The organism is Amnibacterium setariae, from assembly GCF_003581425.1.
GTDB lineage: Bacteria > Actinomycetota > Actinomycetes > Actinomycetales > Microbacteriaceae > Amnibacterium > Amnibacterium setariae.
In genome coordinates this window covers 437,364-453,638 of the sequence record NZ_QXTG01000002.1, presented here as the reverse complement: position 1 = coordinate 453,638, position 16,275 = coordinate 437,364, and the positions used below count along the sequence as shown (strand labels likewise).

Here is a 16,275-nt window from a genome sequence, read left to right as displayed (position 1 = left end):
ATGTCCGACTCCGCCCCCGCCATGGGCACGATCCAGGTGCCGCCGCGGCGCGCCTGGATCGCCTTCGCCGTCGTCCTGCTGGGCGCCGCGATGTCCCTCATCGACGCCACGATCGTGAACGTCGCGCTGCCCTCCATCCGCACGAGCATCGACGCCTCCGAGGCGACCCTGTCGTGGATCATCTCCGGCTACGCGCTCGCGTTCGGCCTCGCGCTGATCCCCGCGGGCCGCGTCGGCGACCGCCTCGGCCACAAGTGGGTCTTCTTCACCGGCCTCGCGCTCTTCGTGGCGGCGAGCGTCGCCTGCGGCCTGTCGCAGTCCGACGGGCAGCTGATCGTCTCCCGCGTCGTGCAGGGCCTCGCCGGCGGCATCTACCTGCCGGCCGTGTCCGCCTACATCCAGCTGCTGTTCTCGGGCCGGGTGCGCGGCCGCGCCTTCGCGGTGTTCGGGGCCGTGCTCGGCGTCTCCTCCGCGATCGGCCCGGTCCTCGGCGGCCTGCTGATCCAGGCGTTCGGCAACACCGACGGCTGGCGCTTCGTCTTCTACGTCAACCTGCCGATCGGCATCGTCGCGCTGATCGCCGCCGCCGTGCTCGTGCCGAACAGCCCGAAGCAGGCGTCGGCCGCGAACGGCGTCGACCTCGTCGGGCTCGTGCTCCTGTCCGGTGCCCTCACCGCGATCCTCGTGCCGCTCATCGAGGGGCAGGACCAGGGCTGGCCCGGGTGGACCTACGCCTCCCTCGCCGGCGGCGTGGTGCTGCTCGTGCTCTTCGGGTTCTGGGAGCGCGGCGTCGTCGCGCGCGGCCGCACCGCGCTCGTGCCGCCGCACCTCTTCACCCACCCGGCGTTCACGGCGGGCACGTTCCTCGCGCTCGTCTACTTCGCCGCGTTCGTCAGCATCTTCTTCTCCATCTCGCTGCTCTGGCAGGCGGGCCTCGACCACACCGCGCTCGAGTCCGGCCTCGTGTCGATCCCGTTCGCGATCGGCAGCATCGTCGGCGCCTCGCAGAGCACCCGCCTCGCGGTCCGCTTCGGCCGCACCGTGCTGATCTTCGGGTCCGGCCTCGTCGCGCTCGGCCTGCTCGGCGTCTGGCTCGTGCTGCTGCTCGTGCCGTCGCCCGACCTCACCAACTGGGACCTGCTCGGCCCGCTGCTCGTCGCCGGCTTCGGCAGCGGCCTCTTCATCGCGCCGAACGTGCAGTTCATCGTCGCGACGGTCGACCCGTCGGAGGCCGGCGCCGCGAGCGGCGTGATCTCGACGATGCAGCGCATCGGCTCCGCGATCGGCATCGCCGTGATCGGCAGCGTGTTCTTCGGGAACCTCTCGTTCCCGTCGGGCCGCCGCCCGTCCGCCGACGACGTCGCGAACGCCTTCGGCACCGCGGCCACCGCGGCGCTGCTCACCTCGGCGGCCTTCGCGGTCGTCGCGTTCCTGCTCGTGTTCACGCTGCCGAGGACCGCCGGTCGTCCCCGCGGCCGCGGCCCGGCCCAGCAGGGCCGGCCGCAGGAGGCGGTCCCGAGCGCGTGATCCCGCTCGGACGGCGCGGCCGGTGCGCCCTCGCGATCGCGGGGGCGGCCGGCCTCGCCGCCGTGACGGCCTCAGCCGTCGCGGTTCGGGGGCTCCACGGCGTCCCCGGGCTCGCCGTCGACGCGGACTGGGCCCGCCTCGTCGCCGAGCACCGGGCGCCGGGCGTGGTCCTGCCGTCGGAGGTGCTCGCCGCGCTCGGCGGCGCGCCCGGCTCGCTCGTCGTCGCCGCCGCCATGACCGCCGCCCTGTGGTGGCGGCGCGGGCGGCGCACCGCGCTCGGGTTCGCGGTCGCCGCGGCGCTCGACGAGGTCCTGATCACCGCGCTGAAGCTCCTCGACCAGCGGCCGGGCCCGAGCGGCGCGCTGTTCGAGGACCGCGGCTCGTTCCCCTCCGGCCACACCGGGTACGCCGCCGTCGTCGCGGTGGTCCTCGCGCTGACGGCCCGGCGCCCCGCGACCCGCGTCGCCGCGCTCGCGCTGATCCCGGTGATGGCGGTCAGCCGGACCGTCGTCGACGCGCACTGGCTCACCGACACGATCGCCGGCGCGGCGTGCGGCGCCGCGGTCGCGGCGCTCACGGTCGCCGTGCTCGCCCCGCCCGCCGCGACCGCCCACCCGCGGATGCCAGAGTGACGGGGATGGATCAGCGCATCGAGGACCGGGCGGCGGGAGCCGTGCTCGCATCGGCCTGCGGGGACGCGCTCGGCGCCGGCTACGAGTTCGGGCCGCCGATGCCCGGCGTGATGCCGGTGCGGATGAAGGGCGGCGGCGGCTTCGACTGGGCCCCGGGCGAGTGGACCGACGACACGTCGATGGCGATCCCGATCCTCCGCGTCGTCGCCCGTGGGGTGCCGCTCGAGGGCGCCGCGCTCGACGAGGTCGCGGCGGCCTGGATCGAGTGGTCGAAGGAGGCGCCGGACGTCGGCAACCAGACGCGGGCGGTCTGCGACGCGGCGACCGCGCCCACCGCGGAGGCGCTCGGCGCCGCGGCCCGCGCGTTCGCGGACGCGCACCCGAACTCGGCGGGCAACGGCTCGCTGATGCGCACGACGCCGGTCGCGCTCGCCCACCTCGACGACCCGCGGGCGCTGGTGGCGGCCGCGCGCCGGGTCAGCGACCTCACGCACGCGGACCCGCTCGCGGGCGACGCCTGCGTGCTCTGGTCGCTCGCGATCCGCTCCGCGATCACGACCGGCGAGCCGCGCCTGCGCGACCAGCTCGGCGCGCTGCCGCGCGAGCGCCGCGAGTACTGGTCGGGCCTCATCGACGCGGCGGAGGAGGGCCGGCCGAACGACTTCCCGAAGAACGGGTGGGCCGGTGCCGCCCTGCAGGGCGCCTGGTCCGCGATCACCCGCGGCTCGGGCGTGCGCGACGTGCTCGAGCGCGCGGTGCGCGGCGGCAACGACACGGACACCGTCGCCGCGATCGCGGGCGGCGTGATCGGGGCGATGCACGGCGCCTCCGCGGTGCCGGAGGAGTGGCGCCGCATCGTGCACGGCTGGCCGGGGCTCACCGCGGACGACCTCGTCGAGCTCGCGGTCGCCGCGGTGCGCGGGCGTCGCGTCGCGACGACCGTGCGCCCCGAGCAGGTGCTGCTGCAGGCCGTGCGGGTGCTCCACGAGCGCGGCTACGAGGCGCTCCACGTCTGGATGGCCGTGTACGCGACGGGCCACTGGCGGTGCCTCCTGGTCGGCGACGGGGGCCGGGGCCCGGAGCACCTCCGGTACACGACCGGTCGGCAGTGGGACCTGCTCGACGACGGCCGCGTCGACCCGATCGGGCCGGAGGAGCTCGCCGACCGGATCCTCGCCGCGCACCCCGGGATCGAGGCGGACCGCCGACCCGCACCGGCCTACCGCTTCTGGTACGCCGCGCTGCTCGAGCACGCGGGCGACCGCGTGCCCTACATGGCGGACGACTACGAGTCGCCGTGGAAGGAGGGCCGGGTCGCGCTGTCCGGCCCGGACCGCCCCGGCCTGCTCGGCCGCTCGTTCCCCCTCCCGCCGGAGGTCCCGCCCGCCGCGTGAACGGGCGCGCGTGCAGCCCGGCTCCGGCCGCGACGAGCGCCGCGAACAGCTCCGCGACCCTGCCACGCGCGCCCGGGAGTCAGCGGCGCCGGATCTCGCCCCGCAGCGCCGCGACGTCCCGGTAGCCGTCGACCGCCATCGTCAGGTCCGCCTCGGCGAGGAGCGACCGCACGACGTGCTCGACGCCGCGCTGCCCCGCGACCGCGAGGCCGTGCACGTAGGGCCGCCCGATGGCGACCGCGGTCGCGCCGAGGCCCAGGGCCTTCACGACGTCGACGCCGCTGCGGACCCCGGAGTCGAAGACGACGGGCGCGCCGTCGGCCGCCGCGACGACCGGCTCGAGGCAGTCGATCGCGGGGATGCCGCCGTTCGCCTGCCGCCCGCCGTGGTTCGAGCAGACGATCCCGTTCATGCCGCCGTCGAGCGCCCGCTTCGCGTCGTCCGGGTCGCAGACGCCCTTGAGCAGGATCGGGAGGGAGGTGAGGGACCGGAACCAGGCGAGGTCGTCCCAGGTCATCGTCGGGTTACCGAAGAGCGAGGCCCAGAGGCGGACGGCGGCCTCGCCGCCCGTGCCGCCGGACTCGGCGAGCAGCGCGCGGAACCGCGGATCGGTCAGGTAGTTCGCGAGGCAGAGCCCCTGCAGCATCGGCAGGTAGGCGCGCTCGAGGTCGCGCGGCCGCCAGCCGTTGATCCAGGTGTCGAGCGTGATCACGATCGCCGAGTACCCGGCCGCCTCCGCGCGGCCCACGAGGCTCTCGGCGAGCGCGCGGTCGGCCGGCGGGTAGAGCTGGAACAGGCCCGGGGTGCCGCCCTGCTCCTCCCGCACCCGCTCGAGCGGCGCCTCCGACAGCGTGGAGGCGATCATCGGCACGCCCGTCGCCGCAGCGGCGCGGGCCGTCGCGAGGTCGCCGTCCTCCGCGACGACGCCGAGCACGCCGACCGGCGCGAGCAGCAGCGGGCTCGGCAGGCGCAGGCCGACGAGGTCGATCGAGAGGTCGCGCTGCGCCGCACCGACGAGCATGCGCGGCATGAGGCCGTACTGCCCGAAGGCGTCGACGTTGGCGATCTGCGTGGACTCGTCCCCGGCGCCCCCGGCGACGTAGCCGAGCACGGCCGGGTCCATCGCCGCGGACCCGCGGGCCTCCAGCTCGGCGTAGGACATCGGGAGGTCCGGGGCCGCACCCGCCACCCCCTGCAGGTAGATCCCGAGCTGGTAGTCGCTGAACGCCGCCATGGACGCACCCTGGCACGCCGCGCCCGGGCGGTGGCAGAGTCGCCGCGTGCGGGTGATCGTCGCGGGGGCGACCGGGACGATCGGGCGGCCGCTGGTCGAGCTGCTCGTCGCGGCGGGCCACGAGGTGGTCGGCGTCACGCGACGCCCGGACGCGGTGCGGCCGACGTGGTCCGGCGCGATCGTCGCCGACGTGCTCGACCGGACCGCTCTGCTCGCGGCCGCGCAGGGGATCCGCGCGGACGCCGTGATCCACGAGCTGACCGCCATCGACGGCCTGCCGCTGCGCCACCGCGACCTCGACGCGACCAACCGCCTGCGGGTGCAGGGCACGTCGAACCTGCTCGGCCTCGCGGAGGCGGTCGGGGCGCGCCGGATGGTGACCCGGTCCTTCCTCGCGGGCTACGGCCTCGTCGACCACGGCACGATGCCGATCGCGGAGGGGGCGCCCTTCGGCGTGCCCGGCTCGGCGTCGCCGCAGGCGCGGCCGATCATCGAGGCGCTGAAGGCGGCGGAGCGGCTGACCCGGGCGACGCTCGGGATCGACGGGATCAACCTCCGCTACGGGCTCTTCTACGGGCCGGAGAGCCTGCGGGCGATGGCGCCGCGGCTGCGGCGCCGGGCGCTGCCGGTGCCGCGGTCGGGCGGCGGGGTGCACTCGTACGTCGCCGTGCGCGACGCCGCGGCCGCGACGGTCGCGGCGCTCGAGCGGGGCGACGCGAACGCGGCCTACAACGTCTGCGACGACCGGCCGGTGGCCTGGAACGACTTCTTCGACGCCGCCGCTCGGGCGGTCGGAGCGCCCCGCCCCCTCCGGGTGCCGTCCTGGTTCTTCCGCCCGACGCCGTACGTCGCCGACTTCCTCGCGACCTCCATCCCGATGTCGAACGCACGGGCGAAGGCCCGCCTCGGCTGGGCGCCGACGGCGCCGACGACCGAGGAGGGCCTCCGCCTCGCCGCCCGTTCCGTCTCGTAGGCGGGACCTGCCTCCGGAACGGAGGTCGGGTCAGGCGACGACCGCCGCCTCCTGGACGGTGTCCGGCTCGACCGCGTGCGACACCTCGTGCGCGGTGTGCAGCGCGAGGCCCTGGTTCCGGCGGCGGAACACGACCGCAGCGAGGATCGCGCCGCCGGCGAAGAACGCGGCGCACCACCAGTAGGCCGTGGCGTAGCCGTGGACGGCGGCCTCCGCGAGCACCGCGCGGGTCGGCGGGAGGTGGCCGGAGACCCAGTCCGTCGCGGCGGTCGCGGCGAGGGTGTTGAGCAGCGCGGTGCTGATCGAGCCGCCGACCTGCTGGCTCGTGTTGACGAGCGCGCCGGCGACGCCGGCGTAGCGGCGGTCCACGCCGAGCGTGGCCGTCTGCATCGAGGCGGGCATGATCGTGCCCATCCCGGCGCCAATCAGCATGAGCGGCACGAGCAGGTCCGGCGCGTAGGCGCTGTGCACGTCGAGGCGGGTGAGCAGGACCATCGCGACGAGCGCGAGGGTCATGCCGATCGGGACCATGACCTTCGGGCCGAGCCGGGGCACGAGCAGGTTCGTGCCGAGCTGCGCGGCGAGCACGAGCATGCCGATCATCGGCAGGAAGGCGACGCCGGTCTGGATCGGCGAGTAGCCGAGCGTCGACTGCACGTAGTAGGTCACGAAGAGGAAGACGCCGAACATGCCCGAGCCGGCGATGAGTACGGAGGCGTAGGCGGCGGCGCGGTTGCGGTCCCGGAGGATCGCGAGCGGCAGCAGCGGGTGGGCCGCGCGGGCCTGCCACGCGACGAAGGCGACGAGGAGCACGCCCGCGGCGGCGAGGAAGCCCCACGTGGCGGGGGAGCCCCAGCCGTCCGACTCCGCGTTCGAGAACCCGAAGACGAGGCCGAACAGGCCGGCGGAGACGATCAGCGTGCCGGGCACGTCGAGCTTCGGGCGCGGACCGGTGCGCTGCAGGTTCGGGACGAGGGCGATCGCGCCGACCACCGCGACCACCGCGATGACGTCGTTGATGTAGAGGTTCCAGCGCCAGTCGAGGCTCTGCGTCAGCACGCCGCCGAGCAGCAGGCCGATCGCGCCGCCGGCGCCGGCGAGGGCGCCGAAGACGCCGAAGGCGCGGGCTCGCTCCTTCGGGACCGTGAAGGTGGTCGTCAGCACCGCGAGGGCGGTCGGGGCGAGCATCGCGCCGAAGACGCCCTGCAGGGCGCGCGCCGCGACGAGGAGGCCGAAGGTCTGCGCCGCGCCGCCGAGGGCCGAGGCGAGGGCGAAGCCGACGAGGCCGATCAGGAACATGCGCTTGCGGCCGACGAGGTCGCCGAGGCGGCCGCCGAGGAGCAGCAGGCTGCCGAACGCGAGCGAGTAGGCCGTGACGACCCACTGCCGGTCCGCGTCCGAGAAGCCGAGGTCGGCCTGGGCGGAGGGGAGGGCGATGTTCACGACGGTCGCGTCGAGCACGACCATCAGCTGCGCGAGGGCGACGACGGCGAGCGTCCACCACCGACGGGACGAGGGGGCCGCCGGTGGCGCGGCCTGGGGGAGGGAGGTCATGCCGGCGAGCATATACGGAACGAACCTGTTCCGGATCGCCGACGTTCCAGAACGTCGTCGTGTCGTATCCGTCGTATGCTGGGGGTCCATCAGGAGGGGAGGGCAGCGATGACGCCGCTCGACACCGTCCCCGCGGAGCCCGCGGTCGTCGACGACCAGCAGGTCCGCCTCGGCCGGAAGCGCGACCACACCCGGGACCCGGAGATCCTCGACGCGACGCTCGAGCTGCTCGCGGAGCAGGGCTACGACCGCCTCACGATCGACCTCGTCGCGGCGCGGGTGAAGGCCGGCAAGGCGACGCTCTACCGCCGCTGGCCCTCGAAGGCCGAGCTCGTGATCGACGCGGTCGCCTGCATGAAGCCGATCGTCGCGCCGGAGGACGCCCCCGACACGGGCTCCCTCCGCGGCGACCTGCTCGCGCTCGTCCGGCCGCACTCGCTCGAGGAGTCGGAGCGGAAGATCCGCATCATGGGCGGCGTCGCCTCGATGCTCTCCCGCGACCCGCAGCTCGCCGACGCGGTGAACGAGGCGATCACGGAGCCGCGGGCGCGCCTCAACCGCGCGCTCATCGAGCGGGCGATCGCCCGCGGCGAGGTCGCGCCGCGGTCCGCCGAGGAGATCGACACGATCGCGCACATCTCGCCGTCGATGACGATCTACCGCACGATCGTCCAGCGGAAGCCGGTCGACCGCGAGTTCACGATCGGCATCATCGACCGCGTCGTGCTCCCGGCCCTCGGCCTGCGCCCCTGACGCCTGCCCCGCTGGTCGAGGTGCGACGAAGGAGCCTCGAGACCACCCGCCGAGATCGCGCAGGACACGCGCACTCCAGCAGGACCACAGCCCCGATTCCGTCCTGCTGAAGCGACGAGGTCCTGCTGGATCGCTCCCTGGCCGGCGTCGGAGGAGCGCGCGACACTGGAGGCATGGCGCAGCGACGGGTCGTGGCGAGGGCCGACGAGGTGATCGGCTCCTTCTTCGGCGCCCAGCGCGCCGCCGCGACGGGCACCCGGCAGGGCCGGGTGGACCGGATGGAGGAGGACCTCCGGCTCTTCGTCGAGGAGCACGTCGAGCTCGTGCTCGACGGCCCCGAGCTCGCGCTCCTCGCGCTCGAGCGGCAGTTCGACGCGGAGCGCGCCGCGGCTCGCGTCGCCGAGGCCGGCGCGGTCCTGCTGCTGCTTCCGCTGTTCCTCGAGGAGTCGCAGTGGCACGGTCTCGACTACGAGGACCGGCGCCTCCGCCTCGAGCTCGCGGAGCCGTTCGCGCACGAGATCGCCCGCCTCCCCGAGCTGCAGGACGACGACCTCGGCGCCGCCGTCTGGATCGTCGAGGCGACCGTGCGGCACGCGATCTGGATGCTCCGGCAGGAGCGGGAGGCGACTCGCCGGGGCTGATCCGCGACGCCCGGCGCGGCGCCGGGCCGCGCGGGTCCGCGTCCGCTGGACTGCACCCCGTGCGGTCGAGACGGTTCGGTGTGCTGCTCGCAGGGGCGGTCCTCGCCCTCGGCGTCCTGGGCGGCGCGACCGTCGCGGAGGCCGCGCCGCACGCACGGACGGCGTCCGTCAGCGAGTACCGGCTCGGCGAGCTCGTCGTCGCGGGCCGCGGCGACGCGACGACCTCCACGGTCGGCAACGCCGGCGCGCTCGTGCTGCTCGGCTCCTACGACGTCCGCTGGACGGGCACGCGTGCCCCGGCCCGGCTCGCGCTCGAGCGTCGGATCGGCGCCGGCAGGTGGACGCGCACGACGGCGAAGGTCTCCTCCACCTCCGCCGGGCTGTCCGTCCGCACGCCGCGCTGGTCGACGAAGGCCAAGCAGCGCTCCGTCGCGTACCGCCTCGTGTCGACGGCCTACACGAGCGGCTCGCGCCGGGTCGCGAACACCTCCCGCTCGCACGCGGTGCGGATCGGCTACGAGAACCAGGCCCGCTACACCGGGCTCGCGAAGCGGATCTGGGGCTACGCGAAGCCGTACTGCCCGAACACCGCGGTGCACGTCGCGAAGCTCGGCAGCGCCGCCGGCGACTACCGCACCGGCACCCTCCTGATCCGCGTCACCGCGGACGTCGCGACGTACAGCGCGAAGAACCTCCGCGCCCTCGCCCTGCACGAGTGCTCGCACGAGCGGCAGTGGCTGAACTACGGCGGCACGGCCGCCGGGCACCGCACGATGACGAAGGCCGCGAAGCGGTACTTCTCGACCTGGTCGAAGCCGGCCGGTGCGGCGCAGCCGCCGTACCGCCTCGACCCGCCCGACCCCGCGATCACGCCGATCGAGCACGCGGCCGACTGCGGCGCGCAGGCGCTGAACCCCGGCGGCTACCTCGGCTACGGGGGCTACTGCACGGCGAAGCAGCTCGCGGAGGGCAAGCGCCTGCTCCGCGGCCACCGCTACTGAGCATCAGTCCCGGTCGGGATCGGCCCAGTCGGCGTAGGTGCGGGTGACCCGGTCCAGGTAGCGGCGCACGGCGGCCCGGTCCTGCTCGGCGGTCCCCGACGCGGCCGCGTCCAGCGCGCTGAGCAGCGACGCGAGGTGTCCCCGGACGGAGCCGACGGCCTGCTCGCTCGGCTCGAGGCGGATCCTGCGCCGGTCGGCGAGGTCCCGGTGCCGCTCCACGTGGCCCGCGGCGGTGAGCCGGTCCACGAGCTCGGTCGCCGCGGCGGGGGAGAGGGCGAGCCGCTGCGCGAGCTCGCCGGGCCCGATCGGGTCGGGCGCCCACGTGAGGTGCGCCATCGCCGCGAGATCGGTGGGGTGCATGCCCATCCTGCGACCGAGCGCCGCCTCCGCGTCCGCCATGGCCGTCTGCAGGCGCCTGAGCGCGAGCGTCTCGGGCTGCGGTTCCGGCGCGTCGTCGACCATGTCCACCATTCTCTCTGCTTCGACCACCATATGATTCGGTGACCGAATTACCGGAGGGATCATGGACCGGATCGCCCGCTTCCTCACCGGCCGCCGGACGGCCTGGCTCGCCTTCTTCGGCGGCTTCGTCGTCGTCGGCGCGCTGTTCGCGCTGCTGCCGCAGCCCGAGTCCGGCAGCACGCCGACCACCGGCCTGCCGGCCTCCGCGGAGTCGCAGCGCGTGGCCGCGCTGCTCGAGCGCTTCCCCGGTGCGGACCGCACCGTCGCGATCGTCGTGTACGACCGGGAGGCCGGCCTCACCGAAGCGGACCGGACGGCGATCGGGCAGCGGGCGGCCGCGCTCGCCGACCGCTCGGTCGTGCCGCAGGCCGTCCGGCCGCAGGTCGGCGACGACGGGCGCGTCGCGCTCGTGGCGGTGCCGCTCGACGCGGACCGCGTGCAGGACGACCCGGAGGGGGTCGCGAGCGCCCTCCGCTCGGTCGCCCGCACGGACCTGCCCGCCGGGCTGACCGCGCGCATCACCGGACCCGTCGGCTTCCAGGCGGACGTCGTGAACGCGTTCGCCGGCGCGGACCTGCGCCTGCTGATCGTCACCGCGGCCGTCGTCGCGGTGCTGCTCATCGTCACGTACCGCAGCCCGCTCCTCTGGATCGTGCCGCTCGTCGTCGTCGGCGCTGCCGACGGGCTCGCGCGGGTCGTCGTGGGCGCCGTGACGAGCGCGGCCGGCGTTCCGGTCGACGCCTCCGTCTCCGGCATCCAGTCGGTGCTCGTGTTCGGCGCCGGCACGAACTACGCGCTGCTGCTCATCTCGCGCTACCGCGAGGAGCTGCGGCGGCGCGACGACCCGCACGACGCGATGCGCGCCGCGGTCCGGGCGGCCGGCCCGACGATCGCCGCGAGCGGCGGCACGGTCGCGCTCAGCCTGCTGACCCTGCTGCTCGGGGAGCTCTCCGGGAACCGGGCGCTCGGCCTCGCGTGCGCGATCGGCGTCGCGATCGCGATCCTCGCCGCCGTCCTCTGGCTGCCTGCCGCGCTCGTCGTCTTCGGCCGGCGACTGTTCTGGCCCTTCGTGCCGCGGCACGAGCCGGGCCGGGAGGGGGAGGTGCGCGGCGTCTGGAGCGCGATCGGCCGCCGGGTCGCCCGCCGGCCGAGGACGCTGGCGGTGGTCGCGGTGCTCGGCATCGTCGCCCTCGGCTCGGGGCTCGTCGGCTTCCGCTTCGGGCTGTCGCAGACCGAGCAGCTGCTCGGCGACCCCGAGAGCGTGCAGGCGCAGGCGGTGCTCGACCGGTCCTTCTCCGCCGGGACCGCCGCGCAGACGGTCGTGCTCGCGCCGGCGGGCGAGGCGGACCGCGTGGCCGCGATCGCCCGCGACGTCGACGGCGTCGACCGGGTGACCCCCGGGGCGACCTCCGGCGGACGGACCGAGCTCGACCTGCAGCTCGCCGGTGCGCCCGCGAGCGACGCCGCCTTCGCCTCGGTCCGCGACCTCCGGGCGGCGTTCGCGGTGGAGGGCGGCCGGGTCGCCGACGCCCTCGTCGGCGGCAGCGACGCGACCGCCTACGACCAGCGGGTCGCGCAGCAGCGCGACCAGGCGGTCGTCGTGCCGGCGATCCTCGTCGTCGTGTTCCTGATCCTCGCGCTGCTGCTCCGCTCGCTCGTCGCGCCGGTCCTGCTGCTGGCGAGCGTGCTCGCGACGTACCTCGCGAGCCTCGGTCTCGGGAACCTGCTGTTCCAGCACGTGTTCGGGTTCCCGGGCTTCGACGTGCAGGTGCCGCTGTTCGCGTTCCTGTTCCTCGTCGCGCTCGGCGTCGACTACAACATCTTCCTCACCGCGCGGGCGCGCGAGGAGCGGGCGGTGGTCGGGACGCGGGAGGGGATCGTGCGCGCGCTCGGCGCGACCGGCGGGGTGATCACGAGCGCGGGCGTGCTGCTCGCGGCGGTGTTCGTCGTGCTCGGCGTGCTGCCCGTCGTCGCCCTCGCGCAGATCGGCGCGCTCGTCTGCATCGGGGTGCTGCTCGACACCCTGGTCGTGCGGACCCTGCTCGTGCCCGCGCTCGTGCTGATCGCGGGTGACCGGTTCTGGTGGCCGTCGCGGCGGGACGCGGTGCTGCGTCGCGGGGAGGCGGCCTGAGTCAGGACGCCGGGCGCTCGACCCGCCGGAACAGGTAGACGCCCGTGACGACTCCGCGGGTGACGGTGCCCTGCCCGGTGGAGAACATCGCGTTCGTCGACGTCGAGCCGGTCTCGACGAAGACGTAGCCGACGTGCTCGAGGTGCCAGCCCTCGTCCTCGATGCGGCCGAGCAGGTCGGGCTCGGTGCGGCTGCGCGTGATCTCGTTCTCCGCCGAGCCGAACATCGAGTCGACGCCCGTCAGCTGGCTCACCTCGAGCTCGATCTGGAACAGGCGGTCGCCGCGGGCGTGCGCCTGCCGGGCGCGGCCCAGCGGGGACTCGGCGAAGGCGAGGTCGGCCTCCGCCTTCCGCGCGGCCTCCTCCTGGCGCCGGACCCAGTCGGCGTGCTGCCGCTCGCGCTCGGCGCGCTCCCGCGCCTCCTGCTCGCGCTCCTCCTGGGACTTGAACAGGGCCACGCCCCGGAGCCTAGGAGCGCAGCGCCTTCCGGCGCCAGGATGGCCGCATGGTCCTGATCGCCGTGCACGGCTCCGCCTCCCGTTCCCTGCCCGCGGAGCGCGCGACCGCGCACCTGAACGTCGAGCTCGAGGGCGACGACCGCGCCGAGGTCGTGGAGCGGACGCGCGCCCTCCGCGCCGGGCTGATCGAGACGGCGGAGGCGTTCCTCGCGAGCGGCGCCGCGACCCGGGTCGGCGGCTCCCAGCTCTGGGCGCGGTCGGAGCACCGGTGGGAGGGCCGCGAGGAGCAGCAGCGGACGGTGGAGCTCGCCTCCGCCCGGGTCGACGTGCGGTTCCGCGACCTCGAGGCGCTCGCCGGCTGGCTGCTCGAAGCGGGGTCGACGGCCGGGGTGACCGTCGAGCGCGTCGAGTGGACCCTCGCCGCCGCGACGCGCTCCGCGGTCGAGCGGGAGCTGCGGCTCGCCGCGGTCCGGGACGCGGTCGCCCGCGCCGAGGCCTACGGGGCCGCGATCGGGGCGACCTCGGTCGGGCTCCGCTCGGTGAGGGAGGCGGGCCTGCGCCCCGCGTCGGGCGGCGGCTCGGGCTCGATGAAGTGGACCGCCCAGGCGAGCGCCCGCTCCGACGGCCCCGGCTTCGCGCTCCGCCCGGAGGACGTCGAGCTCGCGGTCGAGCTCTCCGCCGACTTCGAGGCCGAGCCCGCCGCCTCCTGACCCCCGGCTAGCGTCCCCATCGTGCCCGCGCCCCGCTCCCTCCCGCTGCCCGCCTCCGTCGACCTGCGGGGCAGGACCGCCCTCGTCACCGGCGCCGGGAGCCCCACGGGGATCGGCTTCGCCACCGCGCGGGCGCTCGGCGCGCTCGGCGCTGCCGTCGCCGTCACGGCGACGACGGGCCGGGTCCACGACCGGGTCGCCGAGCTCCGCGCGGCCGGGGTCGAGGCGGTCGGCGTCGTGACGCGCCTCGACACGGGGGCGGACGTCGACGGGCTCGTCGCCGCGCTCGCCGACGCTCTGCCCGAGGCGCCGACGGTCCTCGTGAACAACGCGGGCATGGTCGCGACGGGGGAGTCGATGGGCGGCGGCGACGTGACCGTCGGCCTCGGCGAGTGGGAGGCGGGGCTGCGCCAGAACCTGACGAGCGCCTTCCTCGTCACCCGGGCGCTGGTCCCCGGGATGCGCAGCGCGGGATGGGGCCGCGTCGTCGCCGTCAGCAGCGTGACCGGGCCCGTCATGGCGTCGCGCGGCGACGTCGTCTACGCGGCGGCGAAGGCGGGTATGGCCGGGTTCACGCGCGCGCTCGCGGTGGACGAGGCGCCGCACGGCATCACCGCCAACGCGGTCGCGCCGGGATGGATCGCGACGGGCTCGCAGCTGCCGTCCGAGGCGGAGGAGGGTCGCGTCGTCCCGGTCGGCCGGAGCGGGACGGCGGACGAGGTCGCCGCCGCGATCGCCTGGCTGTGCACGCCCGGCGCCGCCTACGTCACGGGGCAGACGATCGTCGTCGACGGCGGCAACAGCGTCGCGGAGGAGCGCCTGCCGCGCTGATCGTCTCAGCGCGTCCCGGTCGCGAGCAGCGCCCGGGCCGGCAGCGCACCGCCGAAGCGCTTCACGACGACGTCCCGGAAGGCGGCCGCGCCGGCCGAGACCTGCTCCGGTCGGAGGTCGTCGAACACCGGTCGGAGCGGTGCGGACCAGGACGGGGCCGACCGGAACAGCGCCTCCGGGGCAGGGACCGGCCACGCGTGCTCGAGCAGCCGGACCGCGACATCGGCGAAGCCCGCCTCCGTGAGCAGCGCCCCGAGCGCCGCCGGCGCGCTGAGGCGGAAGGCCGCGGGCGCCGCCGCGCGACCGGGTTCGCGGACGCCCGCCTGCGCGAGGGCCTCGAGCACGAGCGGGTGGAAGGTGAGCCCGCCGTCCGCCCTCGCGACGACGGCGGCGTGCCCGCCGGGCCGGAGCACGCGGTGCAGCTCGCGCGCGCCCGCCGCCGTGTCCGGGAAGAAGATCAGACCGAACAGCGACGCGGCGGCGTCGAACGCGCCGTCCGGTACGTCGAGCGCCTGGCCGTCCATCACCGCCGTCGTCACCGCGAGGCCGAGCGCGTCGGCACGGCGCTCCAGCAGCCCGACCATGCCGGGGGCGAAGTCGGTGGCGAGCACCTCGGCGCCGGAGGCGGCCGCCGCGAGCGCGAGGGCCCCGGTGCCGGCGGCGACGTCGAGCAGCCGAGTGCCCGGGCCGACCGCGAGGGCGTCGACGACGTCGGCTGCGAAGCGCCGCGTCAGCGGCGCCAGCCACTCGTCGTACGGCTCGGCGTGGTCCGACCAGCCGGCCGGCGTCTGATCCGGTGAGGGCGCGCGGCCCGCCGCGCTGCTCATGGCCGCTCCTTCCGCGATCCCGGCACGGTACGACCGGCGGCGAGCGGGGTCAACGCCCCTGCTGGTGACCGGCGGGACGTCCCCTCCGCATCCGCTGAGCACGGGAAGGACGCGGGAGCGCCGCGGTTGCCTCCTGCATGCAGCAGCGCGCACTGGGACAGCACGGCCTCGAGGTCTCCCCGATCGGCCTCGGGACGATGGGGATGACGATGGCCTACGGGCCGGGCGGCGACCGCGACGAGGGCATCGCGACGATCCGCCGCGCGCACGAGCTCGGCGTGACGTTCTTCGACACCGCGGAGCTCTACGGGCTCGGCAAAGGGCTGAACGAGCAGATCGTCGGCGACGCCGTCGCGCCCTTCCGCGACGAGGTCGTGATCGCGACGAAGTTCGGCTTCACCTTCGACGAGCAGGGCCGCTCCGTCGGCACGGACAGCCGCCCCGAGCACATCCGCGAGGTCGCGGAGAACAGCCTCCGGTACCTGAAGACCGACGTGATCGACGTGCTCTACCAGCACCGGGTCGACCCGGACGTGCCGATCGAGGACGTCGCCGGCGCCGTGCGGGCGCTGATCGACGAGGGCAAGGTGCGGTACTTCGGCCTGAGCGAGGCCGGCCCGGAGACGATCCGCCGCGCGCACGCCGTGCAGGCGGTGTCGGTGCTGCAGACCGAGTACTCGGTCTTCGAGCGCCAGGTGGAGGCCGAGGTGCTGCCGGTCGTCCGCGAGCTCGGCATCGGCTTCGTCGCGTACTCGCCGCTCGGCCGCGGCTTCCTGACCGGCGACGTCAAGCCGGCGGAGGAGTACGACGAGACCGACTTCCGCCGCACGAACCCGCGGTTCCAGGGCGAGAACTACCGCCGGAACAAGCAGGCGATCGACCGCCTCGGCGAGCTCGCCGAGGCGAAGGGGATCACGACGCCGCAGCTTGCGCTCGCGTGGCTGCTCGCGCAGGGCGACGACGTCGTCCCGATCCCGGGCACCCGGAACCAGCGGCGCCTCGAGGAGAACGTCGGCGCGGCCGACGTGATCCTCACCGCCGACGACCTGGCCGCGATCCACGAGATCGTGCCGGAGGGCGCCGCCGGCGCGCGCTACACGGAGGAGCGCATGCCCGTCTGGAACTGACCGGCGGGACGCAGGAGGCCC

The 16,275-nt window shown here is 75.4% G+C and carries 16 protein-coding genes; 11 read left to right on the top strand and 5 right to left on the bottom strand.

Annotated features, from left to right (window positions below):
- From D1781_RS10165 to D1781_RS10155, 3 genes are read left to right on the top strand one after another with little or no spacing between them, the layout of a single operon-like run.
- On the top strand, positions 1-1,527 hold the full coding sequence (locus tag D1781_RS10165) for an MFS transporter (protein WP_119482194.1): 1,527 nt from the start codon (positions 1-3) through the stop codon (positions 1,525-1,527).
- On the top strand, positions 1,524-2,159 hold the full coding sequence (locus D1781_RS10160; protein WP_119482193.1) for a phosphatase PAP2 family protein: 636 nt from the start codon (positions 1,524-1,526) through the stop codon (positions 2,157-2,159). Before D1781_RS10165 ends, D1781_RS10160 begins: the two co-directional genes overlap by 4 nt.
- A gap of 5 nt (positions 2,160-2,164) precedes the next feature.
- The gene (locus D1781_RS10155; protein ID WP_119483177.1) at positions 2,165-3,553 is read left to right on the top strand and encodes an ADP-ribosylglycohydrolase family protein; all 1,389 of its coding nucleotides are present in this window, start codon (positions 2,165-2,167) and stop codon (positions 3,551-3,553) included.
- A 79-nt stretch (positions 3,554-3,632) separates the two neighbouring features.
- Here D1781_RS10155 and D1781_RS10150 read toward each other — a convergent pair whose 3' ends face one another.
- Positions 3,633-4,787, bottom strand: coding sequence for an alpha-hydroxy-acid oxidizing protein (locus D1781_RS10150; protein WP_119483176.1), 1,155 nt, complete (start codon positions 4,785-4,787; stop codon positions 3,633-3,635).
- Between the two features lie 46 nt (positions 4,788-4,833).
- On the opposite strand from D1781_RS10150, the gene D1781_RS10145 reads away from it, so the two are divergent.
- Entirely contained in the window at positions 4,834-5,760 is a 927-nt protein-coding gene (locus D1781_RS10145; RefSeq protein WP_119482192.1) for an NAD-dependent epimerase/dehydratase family protein, read from the top strand.
- A 30-nt stretch (positions 5,761-5,790) separates the two neighbouring features.
- On the opposite strand, the gene D1781_RS10140 is transcribed toward D1781_RS10145, so the two are convergent.
- Positions 5,791-7,314 (bottom strand): MFS transporter, encoded by a 1,524-nt coding sequence (locus D1781_RS10140; RefSeq protein ID WP_233551249.1) that lies wholly within the window; start codon positions 7,312-7,314, stop codon positions 5,791-5,793.
- 108 nt (positions 7,315-7,422) lie between these two features.
- Between D1781_RS10140 and D1781_RS10135 the strand changes: the two genes are divergently transcribed.
- From D1781_RS10135 to D1781_RS10125, 3 genes are all read left to right on the top strand, one after another.
- Positions 7,423-8,067 carry a TetR/AcrR family transcriptional regulator gene (locus tag D1781_RS10135; RefSeq protein ID WP_119482190.1) on the top strand — a complete coding sequence of 215 codons (645 nt, stop codon included), beginning with the start codon at positions 7,423-7,425 and terminating at the stop codon, positions 8,065-8,067.
- Between the two features lie 173 nt (positions 8,068-8,240).
- Positions 8,241-8,708 carry a hypothetical protein gene (locus tag D1781_RS10130; protein ID WP_119482189.1) on the top strand — a complete coding sequence of 156 codons (468 nt, stop codon included), beginning with the start codon at positions 8,241-8,243 and terminating at the stop codon, positions 8,706-8,708.
- Positions 8,709-8,788: 80 nt separating this feature from the next.
- Positions 8,789-9,709: a porin family protein gene (locus tag D1781_RS10125; RefSeq protein WP_119482188.1), complete on the top strand. Its 921-nt coding sequence runs from the start codon at positions 8,789-8,791 to the stop codon at positions 9,707-9,709.
- Positions 9,710-9,712: 3 nt separating this feature from the next.
- Here the strand turns inward: D1781_RS10125 and D1781_RS10120 are convergent, their stop codons facing one another.
- Complete coding sequence (locus tag D1781_RS10120; protein WP_158590063.1) at positions 9,713-10,171, bottom strand: MarR family winged helix-turn-helix transcriptional regulator; 459 nt, start codon at positions 10,169-10,171, stop codon at positions 9,713-9,715.
- Positions 10,172-10,232: 61 nt separating this feature from the next.
- Between D1781_RS10120 and D1781_RS10115 the strand changes: the two genes are divergently transcribed.
- Positions 10,233-12,302 (top strand): MMPL family transporter, encoded by a 2,070-nt coding sequence (locus D1781_RS10115; protein ID WP_119482186.1) that lies wholly within the window; start codon positions 10,233-10,235, stop codon positions 12,300-12,302.
- A gap of 1 nt (position 12,303) precedes the next feature.
- On the opposite strand, the gene D1781_RS10110 is transcribed toward D1781_RS10115, so the two are convergent.
- Positions 12,304-12,759, bottom strand: a complete 456-nt coding sequence (locus tag D1781_RS10110) for a hypothetical protein (protein ID WP_119482185.1) — start codon at positions 12,757-12,759, stop codon at positions 12,304-12,306.
- Between the two features lie 47 nt (positions 12,760-12,806).
- Between D1781_RS10110 and D1781_RS10105 the strand changes: the two genes are divergently transcribed.
- A complete protein-coding gene (locus D1781_RS10105; RefSeq protein WP_119482184.1) occupies positions 12,807-13,469 on the top strand; it encodes an SIMPL domain-containing protein in 663 nt (220 codons plus the stop codon).
- 21 nt (positions 13,470-13,490) lie between these two features.
- Positions 13,491-14,300, top strand: a complete 810-nt coding sequence (locus D1781_RS10100; RefSeq protein ID WP_233551247.1) for an SDR family NAD(P)-dependent oxidoreductase — start codon at positions 13,491-13,493, stop codon at positions 14,298-14,300.
- 5 nt (positions 14,301-14,305) lie between these two features.
- Here D1781_RS10100 and D1781_RS10095 read toward each other — a convergent pair whose 3' ends face one another.
- Positions 14,306-15,127, bottom strand: coding sequence for a class I SAM-dependent methyltransferase (locus tag D1781_RS10095; RefSeq protein ID WP_119482183.1), 822 nt, complete (start codon positions 15,125-15,127; stop codon positions 14,306-14,308).
- Positions 15,128-15,264: 137 nt separating this feature from the next.
- Between D1781_RS10095 and D1781_RS10090 the strand changes: the two genes are divergently transcribed.
- Entirely contained in the window at positions 15,265-16,254 is a 990-nt protein-coding gene (locus D1781_RS10090; protein ID WP_119482182.1) for an aldo/keto reductase, read from the top strand.
- Positions 16,255-16,275 lie beyond the last annotated feature (21 nt).

Excerpts from the sequence above, each read along its gene's own strand:
- D1781_RS10115 (WP_119482186.1), top strand. The coding sequence starts at position 10,233 with ATGGACCGGATCGCCCGCTTCCTCACCGGCCGCCGGACGGCCTGGCTC.
- D1781_RS10165 (WP_119482194.1), top strand. The coding sequence starts at position 1 with ATGTCCGACTCCGCCCCCGCCATGGGCACGATCCAGGTGCCGCCGCGG.
- D1781_RS10120 (WP_158590063.1), bottom strand. The coding sequence starts at position 10,171 with ATGGTCGACGACGCGCCGGAACCGCAGCCCGAGACGCTCGCGCTCAGG.
- D1781_RS10140 (WP_233551249.1), bottom strand. The coding sequence starts at position 7,314 with ATGACCTCCCTCCCCCAGGCCGCGCCACCGGCGGCCCCCTCGTCCCGT.
- D1781_RS10150 (WP_119483176.1), bottom strand. The coding sequence starts at position 4,787 with ATGGCGGCGTTCAGCGACTACCAGCTCGGGATCTACCTGCAGGGGGTG.
- D1781_RS10155 (WP_119483177.1), top strand. The coding sequence starts at position 2,165 with ATGGATCAGCGCATCGAGGACCGGGCGGCGGGAGCCGTGCTCGCATCG.
- D1781_RS10095 (WP_119482183.1), bottom strand. The coding sequence starts at position 15,127 with ATGAGCAGCGCGGCGGGCCGCGCGCCCTCACCGGATCAGACGCCGGCC.
- D1781_RS10105 (WP_119482184.1), top strand. The coding sequence starts at position 12,807 with ATGGTCCTGATCGCCGTGCACGGCTCCGCCTCCCGTTCCCTGCCCGCG.
- D1781_RS10130 (WP_119482189.1), top strand. The coding sequence starts at position 8,241 with ATGGCGCAGCGACGGGTCGTGGCGAGGGCCGACGAGGTGATCGGCTCC.
- D1781_RS10090 (WP_119482182.1), top strand. The coding sequence starts at position 15,265 with ATGCAGCAGCGCGCACTGGGACAGCACGGCCTCGAGGTCTCCCCGATC.
- D1781_RS10135 (WP_119482190.1), top strand. The coding sequence starts at position 7,423 with ATGACGCCGCTCGACACCGTCCCCGCGGAGCCCGCGGTCGTCGACGAC.